Raw genomic sequence first — 16101 nt, forward strand, 5'->3', positions numbered from 1 at the left:
CGGCGCGTATTTTAAGAAAATCTTGGCTCGGTTAAAAAAATCTAGCCAACGACAGGGGAAAAAATGGGAAATCTAGTGGGTTACGCCCATTTGATCAATGCGATGGGGCTGAAGGCTATCGGGGTAAAGACGCCGGCACTCGTTCAACCCGTCACCCGCATTGAGCGGATCAACGGCGCGCTTGCAGTGCCGCAAGCGGTTGCACCGGAGGCTGGGGATTTTCTCGCCCACATCATCTTTGCGCTCAAACATGAGGGCGTCAATCTCTCTATTTTGGCGCAGGCTCTGCCTCGCATTGAAGGTCAACTCCTTGTCGAGGCCATAACCCAATCTCCCAGCAGTGGCTATATGCGCAAAGTCTGCTTCCTCTGGGAAGTCTACTCCGGCGCTTTACTGGACTACACGGATAAGCCTCGGGGCCCCGGCGTCCTCCTTTTTGATCCAGAGCGGTACATCACTGGCCCATCGGTGCGAAACAACCGCTGGCGCGTGGACTTCAACGGGCTGGGGACACTCCAATATTGCGCGACGGTAGAGCGCACGCCTGAGGTCCAAGCCCTGCTTGAATACGACATTCTAGGGCGTTCGAAAGAGTTCATTGCTTCCTTGCCTAAGGAAATGATGGATCGCGCCATCAACTGGGCGTACCTGAGCGAGACAGATTCCTCATTTGCGATTGAAAAGGAAGCACCAAGCCAGCAGAAGTCAGAGCGTTTCGTTCAGTTGCTGCGCCAGGCACATGACCGCCAGCCGCTTACCGAAGACTACTTGGTCTCTCTGCAAAACAATGCAATTTCCCAACCGCTTGAATGGGCGGTGGCCTTCCGGCATGAACAAAACCACCTGACCAACTCCTTTCGAGGAGCGGCAGGGGTCACCTATATCCCCCCACCTCCAGACCTTTGCCGGGATCTGATGTTCGAACTCATGGCCTTCGCAAACCGTGCACCGTTGGAGCTTGACCCGCTGGTGGCCGCCGGCATTGCCTCATTCGGGTTCGTGTTCTTGCATCCCTTCATGGATGGGAATGGCCGACTGTCGCGCTTCTTGATACACCAGGCATTGTGCTGCAGCGGTGCGCTGGAGAACGGTTTGTTACTCCCTGTCTCCGTTGCCATGAAGCGAGAGGAGCAACGCTACCTTGAAGCTCTGCAGACCTTCTCGAAACCTGCCCGGCAATTCTGGGACGTTCGTTGGATCGATGCCGACAACATGTCGCTTAACTTCACCGGCGACCCAAGCCTCTATCGCTACTGGGATGCGACTGAATGTGTGGCCTTCACGCTGGAAATGGCCAAGCGGGCATTGGAAATTGAACTGAGGGAAGAAACCGAGTATCTGCAACGATACGACACGTTGCTCAAGGTGGTTAATGACAACTACGACGTGCGCGGCAGCCTCTTGAGCAAGCTGATAATGCAGTGCTTAGACCAGAATGGGGTCGTATCAAAGGGCCGGCGGAAGCAATACAACGGGTATATCCAAGAGGAGGTTTTCGACTTCCTAGAAGGTCACGCCCAGGCCCTTTTGGCAGAAGCCTACGCAGAGCCCGACGACTAATAGTCTAGCGACCGGGGCGGTTGAATGACCGCTGGCAGATCCCTTGGGTGAAGCCATGTCCATCTCAGTCCCGCCATCTCCACTAGCTATTAGGCGGCCCAACCTTTCAAGCTCCTCAGCTTTGAAAGGGCCCAAAGCGTGCGGTCGTTCACCCACGTGGCCAACACTGGAATACCTCAAGCCTGTAACAGGCGCTGATCAAAGCAATCAGCAGCCTGCGACAGACTCCATTTATTCCCGACAGACTTTATTTCATAGCTCAAGCAGGCTAGGCAGGAGATCTACTTTTTCAACAGAATCGGCCGATTTCTGCCTGTCGCAAAGGGCTGCAAACGACCCAAACTGCTTGGTCATTGACTGGTGAAAACGCCTTTTTTGCACGCTGCTTCGTGAAATCCGAGTCCAGAAGCCTCTACCAAAAAGTAAAAATTTCGCGCTCAGGCGCGTACTTTTCCGATACGCAAACCATGGTCGACTGTTTTCAACAGGATCGTTTGACATGAGCTGCATGACCCGCCCTGCCGGGGTATGTCAGCTCGATGGAAGGGTTATCTATCGCAGCGGCAAACAGGACGGCGATCGCAAGAACGCCTTGGGCAACACCCCCGAATACAACTACGACCTGACCGCCTTTCAGGTCGGCACCGACCTCTACCGTAAAGTCAGGGCCGATGGCAGTCATGAACAGGCCGGTGTGTCGCTATCGGCCGGCACCATCGACGCTGGCGTCAGCCACTACACCCGCCGTCCCGCCGGTGAAGACACCTTGCGCGCTTACGGTGTGGGCGCGTACTGGACGCACTTCGGCCCTTCCCGCTGGTATCTGGACGGCGTGCTGCAGGTCAACCGCTTCGATATCGAGGCCAAACCCAACGACCTGGCCAAACTGAAAACCCGCGGTTGGGGCTACACCGCCTCACTGGAAAACGGTTACCCCTACGAGTTCGACAAGGACTGGTATGTCGAACCGCAGTTGCAGGCCATCTACAGCTACGTCGACCTGGACAGCAGTGACGACGTCGGCGCCAACATTCGTTTCAAGGATGTGGAATCGCTGATCGGACGGCTCGGCGTGCGCATCGCCAAAGACTGGGAAACCGAGGGCGTCGACAAGAGTGAACGGCGCACCAACGCATGGGTTCGTCCCAGTGTCTGGCATGAGTTCAAAGGGCAACCGAAGACCGAGTTTTCCTCTGAGTCGGGTTACGTCCCGTTCGAAGCCGACATCCAGGGCACCTGGGGCGAGGTGAATGTTGGGGTGGATTACCAGGCCAACCGTCGCACTACGTTTACCGCTTCGGCGGGTTACCGCCAGGGGTTCGACGGGGATAGCCATGGGTACGACGCGATGCTGGGCTTCAAAATCAACTTTTAGAGGCTGTGCATTCGGGGGTTGATGCAATAGCTTGATCAGCAGAGTCAGCTCTTGGCCAAAGGGGGCATCTCGGATGTCCTCTTTTGGCGGTGGATTCAATCGGTCGGTGGCAAACGATCAACCCGCAACGCATCAACTACCAGCGAAAACGCCTGGGAGGGTTGTCGGCGGCTGGGGTAATACAGATGAAAACCGCCGAAGGGTTCACACCAGTCCTCCAGTACCCGGATAAGCCGCCCGTCGGCGAGTTCCGGGGCAAACTCGTCCTCGGGCAGATACGCGATGCCCAGGCCACCGACCGCAGCATCGGCGATATGGGTGGTGGAGTTGAATACCAACTGGCCGTCTACACGAACTTTAACCTTCTTGCCCAGACGTTCGAATTCCCAGGCATCCACGCCGTCATAGGTGGGAAAACGGATATCGATACAGCGGTGTGCTGCCAGATCGCGAGGGTGTTCCGGGGCGGGGTTTTTCGCGAAATAGCCTGGCGCAGCAACGACGGCCATTCGTATAGGCGGGCCAATGGGCACGGCGATCATGTCCTGGGCGACCGTGTCGCTGAAGCGAACGCCGGCATCGAAGCGGTCGGCGACGATATCGCGAAAGCCATAGTTGATATCGAATTCCAGCTTGATATCCGGGTACATCTGCAACAGCGGTGTCAACTTGGGCAGTAGCGTTGTCTTGATGACATTGTCGCCGCAGGTGATGCGTACCGTCCCGGCCGGTTTATCGCGCAGCTCGGTCAACGCTTCCACTTCGGCCTCGATTTCATCGAAGCGACGGCCCACCGCTTCCAGCAATCGCTCGCCCGCCGCCGTCAGCGATACGCTGCGCGTGGTGCGGGTGAGCAAGCGAATTTTCAAACGAGCTTCCAGCGCGGACACCACCTGGCTGACTGCCGATTGCGTCACCCCAAGCTGTACCGCCGCGCGGGTAAAGCTGCCCACCCGCGCCACGGTCACGAAAGCCAGCAAATCATTGAAATTGGGTTTGGCCATAGCGAGCACGCTCGATTGATTGATTAGCTAGGGTTATATCCGCATTAAGCATTCATTAGCTAATCAAAATCTCGTTATTGCGTAACACTACCCCGCATCCCAGTCTCTCGCCATGAAGAGAGACGATCTTCGCGCTAACTGCCTGCGTCACCTCTAGCTTTCCCAAAACAGGACGCCCCATGAAAAAACTTCTAGTAATGCTCGGATTTCTATTCAGTTCATTCACCGTGTCAGGCGCCGATATGTCGAACGGTGCAGGCCATGTCGATCTGTACGATCGCGTCGACCTGATTCCTTTCGCCAAGCTGACCCGGTTCTTTCAGGAACACCTGCAATGACCGCTGAAATCCACCTGCGAGCCAGCGCCTTGAGCGAGACAGCTACGCCTACCGGTCATTGGGGAGGTGTTTATGCGATGACACTCTGCGTATTCGCGCTGATTGCCTCGGAGTTCATGCCAGTCAGCCTGCTGACACCCTTGGCAAACGACCTGCAGGTCAGCCAAGGCCTGGCGGGCCAGGGCCTGGCCATATCTGGCGCGTTTGCGGTGTTGGCCAGCCTGTCGATCAGCTGGATCGCCGGCACCCTGAACAGAAAGACCCTGTTGCTGGCCCTGACCGGTTTGATGGCCGTATCGGGCACCATTGTGGCGCTTGCCCCGAACTACCTGATCTACATGGCTGGGCGAGCCCTGATCGGCGTAGTGATTGGCGGATTTTGGTCGATGTCGGCAGCCACAGCGATGCGCCTGGTACCTGCTGCACAGGTGCCAAGGGCGCTGGCCGTTTTTAACGGCGGCAACGCCCTGGCGACGGTGGTGGCAGCGCCGCTGGGCAGTTATCTGGGCTCAGTTGTGGGGTGGCGCGGTGCGTTCCTGTGCCTGGTTCCGGTGGCGCTAATTGCGCTGGTTTGGCAATGGATTACCTTGCCAAGCATGGCAACGCAGAAGCGTTCGCCGGGTGCTGGCAATGTTTTCAATCTGCTGAAAAATCGCACAGTGGCGCTAGGCATGGCCGCCGCTGGCTTGTTTTTCATGGGCCAATTTGCGCTGTTTACCTACCTGCGCCCGTTTCTGGAAACCGTCACCCAGGTCAACGTGCCGATTCTTTCCCTGCTGCTATTGGTCATAGGCGTAGCTGGCTTTTGCGGCACAACGCTGATCGGTTTAGTCCTCAAGCGCAGCCTCTACGGCACCTTGAGTACCATCTCGCTGCTGATGGCGGTTATTGCGTTAGCGCTGATTCCTGCTGGCACCTGGGTTATCCCTGTAGCGGTATTGCTCGGACTATGGGGCTTTATTGCGACGGCAGCGCCCGTGGGCTGGTGGAGTTGGATTGCGCAGGCCTTGCCGGATCACGCCGAGGCAGGCGGCGGCCTGATGGTGGCGATTGTTCAATTGGCTATCGCAGTGGGTTCTACCGTCGGTGGCGTACTGTTTGACGCTCTCGGCTACCAGAGCACCTTTATCGCCAGCGCCGCGATGCTGATGCTCGCCGCTCTGCTGACCTTTCTGACCTCACGTTCGTCGGTGCCGCACTCCCAGTAATCCCTTGGTATCCCCCTGTAGGAGCTGCCGGAGGCTGCGATCTTTTGATTTTGTTTCTTAAAATCAAGATCAAAAGATCGCAGCCTGCGGCAGCTCCTACAAGGCCTGCCGATTTACCCAGTACCCCACACAATTCGGAGACAACGAGAGTGACTGAACAAACCCTGACTGCAAAACAACTGACTGTCGCCCCTATCGGCGCCAGCATGGCGACCGGCGATATGCCCCGTTTGCGCGATGCGCTCAATCGCGGTCTCGATGCCGGTCTGACGATTAGTGAGTGCAAGGAAATCCTCGTTCAGCTTTATGCGTATGCCGGTTTCCCGCGCAGCCTCAATGCACTTGCGCTACTGATGAGCGTGTTGCAAGAGCGCGAAGCACGCGGCGCTCACGACGAACCGGGACGCGAACCCGGCCCTGTACCGTCGGGCCATGCTTTGCTCGAGCTGGGCACCGACAATCAAACCCGTCTGGTGGGTGCGCCGGTCTCAGGGCCGCTGTTTGAGTTCGCCCCTGCGATTGACCAGTTTCTGAAGGTTCATCTGTTCGGCGATATCTTCGCCCGGGACAACCTCGATTGGGCTGCTCGGGAATTGGCCACTGTTGGGGCACTCGCCGCGATGCCAGGGTTAGCGCCGCAGCTGGAGTCGCACCTGAGGATCAGCATGAATGTTGGTCTCACGGCGCAGCAGTTGAACCAAGTGGCCAGCGAATTCAAACACCGTGGTGACCAAGAGGCGGCTGAGCGCATTGTTTCGGCCTTGGAAAAAAATCAGAGGCTGACCAGGCCACCGATGGCGACGGGATATCGACGAGTTCAGATATAAACGGGCTGAGACCTCTACCCAACGCTCAGTTATCGAAACGTTTGAGCGAGGTGTACGGATCAAAGGGAACATAGCGTGATTGCCGGTCACGCATGACTTTGACCATGGCGATGTCCGGGTCCAGGGAAAAGAACAAGCGCCCGCGCATCGCCACCAGATGATCGAGCAGGCGCTCCTTGTCCCCGGCCACGCATTCGGGATTGCGGTCATAGGCGCTGTTGACGTTCAGGCTCAGCCAGTGCGTTCCCGGGATCAGGTCGCCGACAAACACCACAGGCCCGCCGGGCAGCAGGATTTCCGGCAACAGTTGCCCCGGTGTATAGCCGTCGCTGAAATGAAAATGCCAGCCGTTTCCGAGACGGTCGCAGCTATGGCCATCGATCAGGATCAGGCGCCCGCTGTTTTCCAGGCGATGCAAGAGCGGCGAGATGAACAGCTCTCGATCACGTGGATGCGGGTGGCGTGCTCGCACCCAGTGACGTTCGCCCACCAGGTAATGCGCTTTGCGAAACAGCAGCCGTGGCATCTCCCCTTCCCTGACCCGTTCAAGCAACTCCTCGGACAGCGGTGCATGCAGATGGGTCAGCACCACCGCATCGATATCGTCTTCGCCCAAGCCATGCTGTGCCAGGCTTTCCAGCAACCCTGAAACGGATGGCTGGCAGCGGCAGACACGGGGTATCGGCGCCAGCAGCGCATCGGCACCGGCCAGCACGAGGATGTTTTTTCCATCCTGTTGCACCAGCAATGCCCGTGACGCAATGTCGACCCGATTGTCCAGGTCCGGCGTCATCCATTGCGACCATTTCTGCCGCGGTGTATGGCCGAACAGAACGCCGCCGTCCAGTTTGCGGCGGGTTCCTGCCAGAGTGGAAATGGTACGACTCACGACGCTTAACCCCTTGTTCCTGACGGCCCCGCACACTGTGCACGAGGCCTCGAATCAGGGTTTCAGGTTAAGCCATGGCCACCCGTCATTAACCCACCCGCGTGGAGTGGGTCGGATCATCCACGTTTCGGGCGACGATGATGGCTTCGTAGCGGCTGGAAAACCCAGTTTGTTGCTCAATCTGCCGACGCTGGAAGAAGGGGTAGCAACTTTCTTCGAAAAGCGACTGCCCAATTTTCCTGGTCGAAGCTGATTGACGCCCCTACATGCAGTAGTGAGCGCAAGTCTGTCTGGTATCCGCACCGCATCATATTCACAGCATCTTCGACAGCGTGCAGATGGCCAAAAGCACCCGCTGGACAGACTAGTGGCTAATAGGTAGCGTCGACCTCAGGCGTATTGGTTGGAGGAGTTGCAATGACAACAATCGATGTGAAATCCCGATTCGAAGCAAAGCTTCTCCGTCCGGCAAAGCCTGGTAATGATACGTCGTGGGCGTTCCTGGTACTGCCAGGAGACGCGAGTGAACGGCTTCCGAGGCGAGGCAGGACGACAGTTGAAGGCACAATCAATGCGCATCACTTCCAGGCAACCCTTGAGCCGGATGGTCAGCTGAGTCATTGGCTGCGGGTCAGCAAAGAGTTACTCGAAGCCGCAGGCGCGGCTGTTGGCGACATCGTTACGCTGCAACTAGCCCCTGTGAAGAAGGAACCCGAGCCTGAAATCCCGGCAGATTTTCAGGAGGCACTGGCAGCCACTCCTGAGGCACGTAAAGTCTGGAACAATACGACGACCATCGCACGAGTAGACTGGATTCACTGGATTACCTCAGCCAAGCAACTCAAGACCCGCACAAAACGCATCGGTGATGCCTGCGAGATGCTCGCATCCGGCAAGAAGCACGTTTGCTGTTTCGACCAGTCCGGTTACTACAGTAAGGCCTTCCGTGCGCCCGAGGCGGATAACTCTTAAATGGGGCATCAGGTTCAAATCGTTCGGCTCGTTCACCCGGACCCACCAAGCCGGCCTTTTAACTTGATTGTTCGAGGCGTAAAAAAGCCCGCGTTGCGCGGGCATCGGAAATCATCCGAACTCATTCAGGCACCTGATTCAGGGTCACTCGCAGGCATCCCGCGAGCCTCCTTATCGTTTTCGTCCTGGTCGTTCATCTGTGGGTCGTTGTCCGGGTTATCGACGTGGCTGTTCGTACCAGTTTTTGGATGCTCACTCGATACCGAATCAGTAGCAGCCACATCAGCCATATCTGCATCGACAGGCGCTTCATCGTCGGTCGGTAACGGAACTTCGTACTGGTTCCAGCTCGGGTCGTGGCCAGTTTCGTTGTCCGTGGTGCGTGTTTCGCGCTGCTGCGACTTATTGCCTGGTGCGTTTTCGTCAATTTCCATGGTGGCTCTCCGATCTAATGCGCGGGTTTTCCGTGCTTAAACATGAGAAGCGGTCGTGCGCTGCAAGTGCCTGCCATTGGACAGACGGCGAACACAAAAAACCCGGCTTGCTGGCCGGGCTTTCTCTCCTATCGCATATCGTCTGATAGCGGCGTTATTTCATCTGCCTCTGGTGTAGTCCTCTCACCCGGTTCTTTCCAGTCTTCTGGACGATCATCGCTTGGGTTTTTCAACGGATCGTATTTATTCGGATCGTCTGGATCCAGCGTCGGCTCATCTGAGCCTGGCTCAGGCTTGGATGGAACAGAACCTTGTGTTTGGTCTTGAAAACTCGAATCGGTAGACATACCCACCTCACCAGTGAGGTCCAGCTTTTCTGGGCCGTATCTGTTTGAAGTTGGTAGGTGAAAACTGTGCGACCGAGCAGATGAGCGGGCGGTAAATAGCGAACGCTCGGACCAAGTCTGCATCCTGTCAGAGTCCGAAACTCGTCAACTTGACCCGCAGTCATCAGGAGGTTGGTAAGGATTGTTTTTTGTAACGCAAAGCATCCACCAGCAACGCAAACGCGGGCGACGCCTGGCGCCGACTCGGGTAGTAAAGATGAAAACCGGAAAACCAGGGCGACCAGTCTTCCAGCACTTGAATCAGGCTTCCGGCTTTGAGATGAGGCTCGACAAGGTCATGGGGCACGTAGCTCAACCCGAAACCGTCCAGTGCCGCTTCTAACAACTGATACACGCCGTTATAGGTGACTTGGCCAGTCACGCGAACCTTGAGACGTTCGCCATCCTTGGCGAACTCCCAGGCGTACAAGCCACCATTCGTTGGCAACCGCAGGTTGTTGCACAAGTGAGCCGTGAGCGCCCGAGGGGTCGCGGGTATTTCACGTTCGGCAAAGTAGCCAGGAGATCCAACCACTGCCATTCGCATATCCGGCCCGATGCGCGTGGCAATCATGCCCTCCCCCACGTCCTCGCCTAACCTGACCCCGGCATCAAAGCCCTGTGCGGCGATGTCGACGAAGCTGTAGTCGCAACAGACTTCCACCGAGATGTCGGGATATTTGGGAAGGAAGTCTTTGAGCACGGGCCGAATGATCTGATCCAGCACATGGTCCATCGCGTTGATACGAATATTGCCAGCGGGGGTATCGCGCAGATCACTCAGGCCAGCCAGCTCTATTTCGATTTCTTCGAAGTGGGGGCCCACTCGTCTCATCAGACGCTCGCCTGCCTCGGTGGGCGAAACGCTGCGCGTTGTACGCGTCAACAAACGCAGGCCAAGCCGCGCTTCCAAGCCACGAATCGTATGGCTCAGCGCTGATTGGGACACCCCGAGTCTGGCGGCGGCCTTGGTAAAGCTTCGCTCCTTGGCGACGGCGAGGAAGGCAAGCAGATCACTGGCATTTTCCCTAAGCATTAATGAATTCCCCACATATGTATTTTCTGATTCTAGCGCCTAATCATATTAATGAGGAGCTGATAGATTTCAGATCTCGCTTCCAGCCAGTCATCTTTTCGCTCCACCATTAATCGATTCAAGTCGTCAGTGACGGCTATTGCCCTGAGGGAACCGTCATGAAAAATCTCGCGTGCGCAGCGTTGTCGCTGTCATTGCTCGCTTTTGATGCAACCGCAGAGGGGGACAAATCCATGCTCGTCATTAACCCGAACGGCTCGCAACCCTCTGCCAAGGGACCAGCCGATTACTTCACTGGCACTGTACGTGTCGACGCGCCTTTCAAGGGGACAAAAGAGGCTCGTGTCAGCGGTGCCACCGTGACCTTTGAACCGGGTGCTCGCACGGCCTGGCATACCCATCCGCTAGGTCAGACCTTGATCGTCACGGCAGGATCCGGCCTGGTCCAGGAGCTGGGGCAACCGGTTCGTTCAATCAAACCGGGCGACACCGTATGGATCCCACCTAATGTCAAACACTGGCATGGCGCAACCGCCACCACTGCTATGACTCATATCGCCATTGCCGAAGTGCTGGACGGCAAAGTGGTCGACTGGATGGAACAGGTCAGCGACGAACAATACGCCCCAGGGTTTTAATCGAGTTCAAACGAGGTCTTCATGCAAAGCACCAGCAAAGTCACGGTCGTCATAGGGGCGGGTTCAATTGGTCAGGCGATTGCCCGCCGTGTCAGCGCGGGTAAGCATGTCGTGCTGGCGGACCTGCGCCAGGAGAACGCCAACTCAGCGGCCAAGGTGCTGCTCGACGCAGGCTTCGAAGTCACCACAGCCGTGGTCGACGTTTCTTCGCGCGAATCGGTCGAGGCACTGGTCCGAATGGCATCGGCCATCGGTGACATCACCGGCGTGATCCACGCGGCAGGTGTTTCACCGTCACAAGCGCCGGTAGCAACCATCCTGCGAGTAGACCTCTATGGCACCGCACTGGTGCTGGAAGCGTTTGGCAACGTGATCGCCGAGGGTGGCTCAGCCATAGTCATCGCTTCGCAATCCGGCCACCGCTTGCCCGCACTGACGCCGGAGCAAAATAAAGCGTTAGCCACGACCCCCGTGGAGGAATTGCTGGCGCTACCAATGCTTCAGGCCGACAAGGTGACTGAGCCATTGAACGCTTATCAGATCTCCAAACGCGCCAATTCGCTTCGCGTGATGGCCGAGGCCGTGCGTTGGGGCAAGCGCGGAGCACGGGTCAACACCATCAGCCCCGGCATCATCCTCACCCCGCTGGCCAGAGACGAACTGAGCGGCCCGCGTGGCGAAGGCTACCGCCGCATGATCAGTCTCAGCGCTGCCGGGCGTTGCGGTACACCTGATGAAGTTGGTGCAGTCGCGGCGTTATTGATGGGGCCTGAAGGCACCTTCATCACCGGCAGCGACTTTCTCATGGATGGCGGCGTCACCGCTGCCTACTGGTATGGCGACCTGGCGCCTCAGTAAGTCACCGCCCTTCGATCAAAACGGTTCCGCCCCTAACCGCTTCCCCCCTCCTCAACGCGCTAACAGCACCGTTTGGCAGAAACGTCTGGCCACCAGGCTTAATTTGCGAAGCAACATGATTTGTCCAGTCATTGTAATGGGAAGCGCACGCACTGAGGGCAACCGTAGTACTGGGCCGACTTCAGGATTTTTCGCTCGCAAGATAATTACGTAAATCATGAATTTTCCATAAGCTGACCTTATAGGCGAAAAACATGGCGCCCCGTCACCCGGCGGCGCCACGGTTGAACCTGATTCCGACAGAAAATGAGAAAATGAGAAAATGAAAGCAGCTTGCATTTTGAAAACTGTTTTCACTATAGTGGGTCACTTGCCAATTTCGGCCATGTAACCGCTTGGACTACGACAATCTATGAGCGCCGTTGCTGAACGCATCCTTCGTGTTTTGGAAGAGCTTGCAAACTCGCCAGAGGGCATGACGCTCTCTGAACTCACGGCTGTTCTCGATCTGCCTATCACGGCCGTACACCGGTTGCTCGGGGATTTGATCGAGCAGGACTACGTCCGCAAAGACGAAAGACGAGGTGAATTCACCTTGACCATGAAATTGCCATCCCTGGGGCTGCGTTTCTTGAGCGCCGGCGGCGTGGTTGATATTGCTCAGCCTATCCTTGAACGGCTGGCGGTCATTTCTGGCGAGTTGGTACGCCTGGCCATCGTTGATGGGGAGCAATTGGTCTACGTCGCCAAGGCCCAGGGCGCACGGGGAGGGTTACGCTATGACCCGGAAATGGGCCGCCCTGTGACACTGTCGTGCAGTGCCGCCGGGATAAGCTGGCTGGCCGGCAAGAGCGACGAAGAAGTCATGCGGCTTGTCTCCGGGCAAGGGTTTGGCCTTCCGGCCAACTTTGGTCCCAACGCACCCACTACCTTCAAAACTCTCCTTCCACTGATTGAAGCTGCACGCAAGAACGGTTATGCCACGACGCAAGATATGTTCCTGCCAGCAATGAGTTCCCTGGCGACAACGGTGACTACCGGCAATGGTGAAGTTGGTGCGCTTCTCATTATTGCAGGACCGATGTCACGGCTTACTCACGAAAGAATGAAAGAACTTCTGCCGGCGCTGCTGTCCACCGCAGCAGAGTTATCTGAGGCAAGTAGCGTTTCACCGGTAATGCGCCGCGCATCTATCTAAATTTAATTAAGCTGCCAACTTTGTCGACAAAGTTGGCGGGTTAGTCTGTGCCTGAGCGGTAAGTTAAAAACTTAAGCTGTAAGACTTCGTGTGCCTGAAAATAACTAACAATAAACAGTACTGGTGTTTGTATCTGCGAGCATCTTGTACAGCGGAGGTAATAAGTATGGGGAACGATTCAAACAGTTCGTCGCGTTCCATGGCGAATCGGGCAGTCACCGCTGCCACGGTCGGAACCGCTTTGGAATGGTTCGATTTCACGTTGTATGGGGTGGTGGCAGCTACTGTGTTGCCCAAGTTGTTTTTCCCTGCGATGGAACCTGGTTCTGCACTGCTGGCATCTTTGGCCACTTTCAGCGTAGGCCTCGCTGCACGGCCACTTGGAGCCATTATCTGTGGCCATTTGGGCGACAAGATTGGTCGACGAAACTTGATGCTCGGCACCGTTTCGGCAATGGGTATTACTTCCGTGCTGATGGGACTGCTTCCGACCTATGCGCAGATCGGGATACTCGCCCCCATCTTGCTGGTCTTGCTACGCATCATTCAGGGATTTGCGCTAGGTGGCGAATCCACCGGCGGGCAACTCATGGCGCTCGAACATGCGCCTGCAGCCCGACGCGGCCGGTATTCAGGCCTCATCGGCATGTGTGCACCGCTCAGCCAGATAGTCGCTAACGCCGTGCTCCTTCTGCTTTCGGCCTCCTTGAGCGCAGATGACTTTATGAGTTACGGCTGGCGAATCCCCTTCGTCATGAGTTTCCTGTTAGTTCTGGTGGGTATCTACATACGAATGCGAGTAGAGGAGACGCCCGCTTTTGTACAGATGAAGCAGTCTGCGGTCGCGACGGTCAGTAGCCCACTTCGCGACGCGTTCAGACTTCACTGGAAAACCATTCTGCGGCTGATGCTGTTCTTCTGCGGCCCTACGGCAATGTTCTATCTCGCCGTTGTGTTCACCCTCGGCTATTTGACCAATACCCTGGGTATTCCTAAACAGACGGGGTTTACGCTGTTAATGATCGCTAACGCCTGCGCGATAGTCGGTTCAATTATGGGCGGCCTGCTCAGTGACCGGATCGGGCGCAAACGCACGCTCCTTCTTGCGTCGACCGCGACGTTCATCATGATGATGCTGTACTTTCCTTTGCTTGAAACCAAAGACTTCGCCACGATGGCGATTGCAATGGGCTTGTTCTTGGGTTTCACGCAAGTCCAGACCGGTATTCAGCCTGTTGCGTTCGCCGAAGCATTTCCGACCAATGTCCGCTATTCCGCTTCGGCCTTGGCTTTCACGGGAGCCAGCCTGTTCGCGGGTGGCCCGATTCCCATTGTCGCCACCTGGCTCTTGAACTTGAGCAACGGCTCGCCATGGGCGCTCGTGGCACTTGTCGGAACGCTGAACGTGATCTCTTTCTGCATGATTGCAATAGGTCCCGAAACAGCGGGTGTCGACATGAATCGCCTCGATTCAGTCGATGAGGTCGCCGGAAACCCGCATGCGCAAGTGCGTCACGCGAACTCTTGATCTAATCCAGCGGTGCGCTGGTCGCACCGCTACATCGAAACCGTAAAAGCGAGAACATTGATGACCGACCAATCCAAAGGCTTGCTTGCGATCTGGAGCACGATTGCGGCGGATGCGGAAACAGACTATTTGCACTGGCTTACACGCGAACATATTTTCGAGCGTGTCAGCGTGCCGGGCTTTCTCTCTGGCCGTGTGTTCAAGCGGCGCGACAGTCAGCCATCGCAATATTTCATGCTGTATGAGTTGGCTGAAGCGAGCGTGATGTCCAGCCCGGCGTATCTCGCACGACTCAATGACCCTACGCCATGGACGCAACGGATCATGCCCCGGCTGATGCAGTTCCGTCGCGGTGGCGGTTCGGTCGATATCAGCGGTGGGCATAGCGGCGCACATGGAAGTCATCTCGCCATTGCACGTTTCGATGGCACCCTGCCTGACGCATTGACAGGGTCGAAGGGACGTCAATTGGCCGCGTCGCTGGCGGAGCTGGATTGGGTCGTAAACGTTCAGATGATGACAGTGCAGACCGACGCCACGGCTATCGCCACTCGAGAGAAGTCGATGCGCAGTAGCCAGGAAGGAGCGTTTTCGGGGTTGTTGATTATCCAGGCACTTGATAATGCCGCCCTGGAACGCGCCGTGAACCGCGCGAGAGCGCTGCTTATGGTAGACAACGCATTCGAAATCTATGAAGCGGTTTTCTCCTGCCACACCAGTCAACAATGAAATCTGCCAGATAGTTTTGGTCTTGCTTGGTCATTTTTAACGTCTGCTCATGGCCTTTTTCTGCCTGTCACGACAGTGTTTGACGTGCCGTTCCCTTCGCCGGTCGCCTACTATTTTGTCTGTCCGAATGGAATCGAATCGCTGGCGCACGTCGTCAGCTTTCGTGATTGGCCAATGGCCGAATCGGAGCAGGCTGAAAAAGGATATCGATGAAGCATGAGGATTTACTCATTAAATGATGAGATGACTTCGCTTTAGTCAAGGTGCCCGATTGCTTAGGATGGCGCATGCCCTATCACATCATCTTGCTCATACTTTTCGCAGCGCTCTTGCACGCCAGCTGGAATGCCGCGTTGCGCGGTGGCGCCGACAGACTTTGGTCGATGACGATCATGTGCGTGGCGGTAGCCATCGCCAGCGTCGCAATAGCCTTGTTTTTGGAGGCTCCAGCCAAGGCTAGCTGGTTCTATGCAGTGCTTTCAGCGGTCCTGCATGTTGGCTACAACTTGTTCCTGGTGCGCAGCTATAAGGTGGGAGACCTTGGGCAAACTTACCCTATCTCGCGGGGGTCTTCGCCGATCCTGATCACCCTCGCCGCTTCGGTTTTTGCCGGGGAAACGGTTGGGGCAGTGGCGATGTTTGGCATTTTGCTGGTGTCCGGCGGCATCATTTCGCTGGCTTTTAGAGGTCGCAAGCTGGCTGTTCCCAGTCTGCCCTACGCACTGGGAACCGGTTGTTTCATTGCGGCTTATAGCGTGACGGATGGCATTGGCGTGCGCCTGTCCGGCGCGCCGATGGCCTACACGGTATGGATGTGCGCCTTGTGGGGCATCTTGATGCCATTGGTGTATGTCGGCGTGCGCGACGCGAAGAGTTTATTCACCTTCCGGCCCGGGTTCATGACGGCCTGCATCGGCGGGCTGGTTTCACTCCTGGCCTATGGAATCGTCATCTATGCCATGTCCGCCGCGCCCATGGGCGCGGTATCGGCATTGCGCGAAACCAGCGTGTTGTTCGCCGCATTGATCGGATACTTCTTCCTGGGCGAGACACTGACTGTCCGAAAGGTACTGGCATGCGCGGTGATTGCCATCGGTACGATCATCATTGGTTGACGGCAG

17 protein-coding genes are annotated in these 16101 nt (G+C 56.6%); 12 read left to right on the forward strand and 5 right to left on the reverse strand.

From position 1 onward, the window contains the following. Nucleotides 1-63 precede the first annotated feature (63 nt). Nucleotides 64-1560 carry a Fic family protein gene (locus NL64_RS14600; protein WP_034148776.1) on the forward strand — a complete coding sequence of 499 codons (1497 nt, stop codon included), beginning with the start codon at nt 64-66 and terminating at the stop codon, nt 1558-1560. A 499-nt stretch (nt 1561-2059) separates the two neighbouring features. Beyond that, nucleotides 2060-2935, forward strand: a complete 876-nt coding sequence (locus tag NL64_RS14605; protein WP_034148777.1) for an autotransporter family protein — start codon at nt 2060-2062, stop codon at nt 2933-2935. A gap of 95 nt (nt 2936-3030) precedes the next feature. Here NL64_RS14605 and NL64_RS14610 read toward each other — a convergent pair whose 3' ends face one another. After that, a complete protein-coding gene (locus tag NL64_RS14610) occupies nt 3031-3939 on the reverse strand; it encodes a LysR family transcriptional regulator (RefSeq protein ID WP_034148778.1) in 909 nt (302 codons plus the stop codon). Between the two features lie 179 nt (nt 3940-4118). On the opposite strand from NL64_RS14610, the gene NL64_RS30145 reads away from it, so the two are divergent. The 3 genes from NL64_RS30145 (at nt 4119) to NL64_RS14620 (ending at nt 6312) form a co-directional block, all read left to right on the forward strand. Next, complete coding sequence (locus NL64_RS30145; protein WP_155292758.1) at nt 4119-4277, forward strand: hypothetical protein; 159 nt, start codon at nt 4119-4121, stop codon at nt 4275-4277. Beyond that, nucleotides 4274-5485 carry an MFS transporter gene (locus NL64_RS14615; RefSeq protein WP_052321250.1) on the forward strand — a complete coding sequence of 404 codons (1212 nt, stop codon included), beginning with the start codon at nt 4274-4276 and terminating at the stop codon, nt 5483-5485. The genes NL64_RS30145 and NL64_RS14615 overlap by 4 nt, the downstream gene beginning before the upstream one ends. 149 nt (nt 5486-5634) lie before the next feature. Next, on the forward strand, nt 5635-6312 hold the full coding sequence (locus NL64_RS14620; protein WP_052321251.1) for a carboxymuconolactone decarboxylase family protein: 678 nt from the start codon (nt 5635-5637) through the stop codon (nt 6310-6312). Nucleotides 6313-6337: 25 nt separating this feature from the next. On the opposite strand, the gene NL64_RS14625 is transcribed toward NL64_RS14620, so the two are convergent. Continuing rightward, a complete protein-coding gene (locus tag NL64_RS14625; RefSeq protein WP_034148779.1) occupies nt 6338-7201 on the reverse strand; it encodes an MBL fold metallo-hydrolase in 864 nt (287 codons plus the stop codon). Nucleotides 7202-7618: 417 nt separating this feature from the next. Here NL64_RS14625 and NL64_RS14630 point away from each other — a divergent pair, with 417 nt between their 5' ends. Beyond that, nucleotides 7619-8173, forward strand: coding sequence for a YdeI/OmpD-associated family protein (locus NL64_RS14630; RefSeq protein ID WP_034148780.1), 555 nt, complete (start codon nt 7619-7621; stop codon nt 8171-8173). Between the two features lie 125 nt (nt 8174-8298). On the opposite strand, the gene NL64_RS14635 is transcribed toward NL64_RS14630, so the two are convergent. The 3 genes from NL64_RS14635 to NL64_RS14640 all read right to left on the reverse strand — a co-directional run bounded on the left by NL64_RS14635 (nt 8299) and on the right by NL64_RS14640 (nt 10029). Next, entirely contained in the window at nt 8299-8607 is a 309-nt protein-coding gene (locus NL64_RS14635; RefSeq protein ID WP_034148781.1) for a hypothetical protein, read from the reverse strand. A 128-nt stretch (nt 8608-8735) separates the two neighbouring features. Further along, nucleotides 8736-8954: a hypothetical protein gene (locus NL64_RS29630; protein WP_080757979.1), complete on the reverse strand. Its 219-nt coding sequence runs from the start codon at nt 8952-8954 to the stop codon at nt 8736-8738. Between the two features lie 163 nt (nt 8955-9117). Then, complete coding sequence (locus NL64_RS14640) at nt 9118-10029, reverse strand: LysR family transcriptional regulator (protein WP_034148782.1); 912 nt, start codon at nt 10027-10029, stop codon at nt 9118-9120. A 233-nt stretch (nt 10030-10262) separates the two neighbouring features. Between NL64_RS14640 and NL64_RS14645 the strand changes: the two genes are divergently transcribed. The 6 genes from NL64_RS14645 to NL64_RS14670 all read left to right on the forward strand — a co-directional run bounded on the left by NL64_RS14645 (nt 10263) and on the right by NL64_RS14670 (nt 16095). Further along, nucleotides 10263-10667, forward strand: a complete 405-nt coding sequence (locus NL64_RS14645) for a (R)-mandelonitrile lyase (RefSeq protein ID WP_034148938.1) — start codon at nt 10263-10265, stop codon at nt 10665-10667. 21 nt (nt 10668-10688) lie between these two features. Further along, nucleotides 10689-11525 (forward strand): SDR family oxidoreductase, encoded by an 837-nt coding sequence (locus NL64_RS14650; protein ID WP_034148783.1) that lies wholly within the window; start codon nt 10689-10691, stop codon nt 11523-11525. Nucleotides 11526-11937: 412 nt separating this feature from the next. After that, on the forward strand, nt 11938-12723 hold the full coding sequence (locus NL64_RS14655; RefSeq protein ID WP_034148784.1) for an IclR family transcriptional regulator: 786 nt from the start codon (nt 11938-11940) through the stop codon (nt 12721-12723). 166 nt (nt 12724-12889) lie between these two features. Continuing rightward, nucleotides 12890-14251: an MFS transporter gene (locus tag NL64_RS14660; protein WP_034148785.1), complete on the forward strand. Its 1362-nt coding sequence runs from the start codon at nt 12890-12892 to the stop codon at nt 14249-14251. A gap of 60 nt (nt 14252-14311) precedes the next feature. Further along, nucleotides 14312-14980: a hypothetical protein gene (locus tag NL64_RS14665; RefSeq protein WP_034148786.1), complete on the forward strand. Its 669-nt coding sequence runs from the start codon at nt 14312-14314 to the stop codon at nt 14978-14980. Nucleotides 14981-15267: 287 nt separating this feature from the next. Next, nucleotides 15268-16095, forward strand: a complete 828-nt coding sequence (locus NL64_RS14670) for a DMT family transporter (RefSeq protein WP_034148787.1) — start codon at nt 15268-15270, stop codon at nt 16093-16095. Nucleotides 16096-16101 lie beyond the last annotated feature (6 nt).

The sequence above is a fragment of the Pseudomonas fluorescens genome (assembly GCF_000802965.1).
GTDB classification, from domain to species: Bacteria; Pseudomonadota; Gammaproteobacteria; order Pseudomonadales; family Pseudomonadaceae; genus Aquipseudomonas; species Aquipseudomonas fluorescens_A.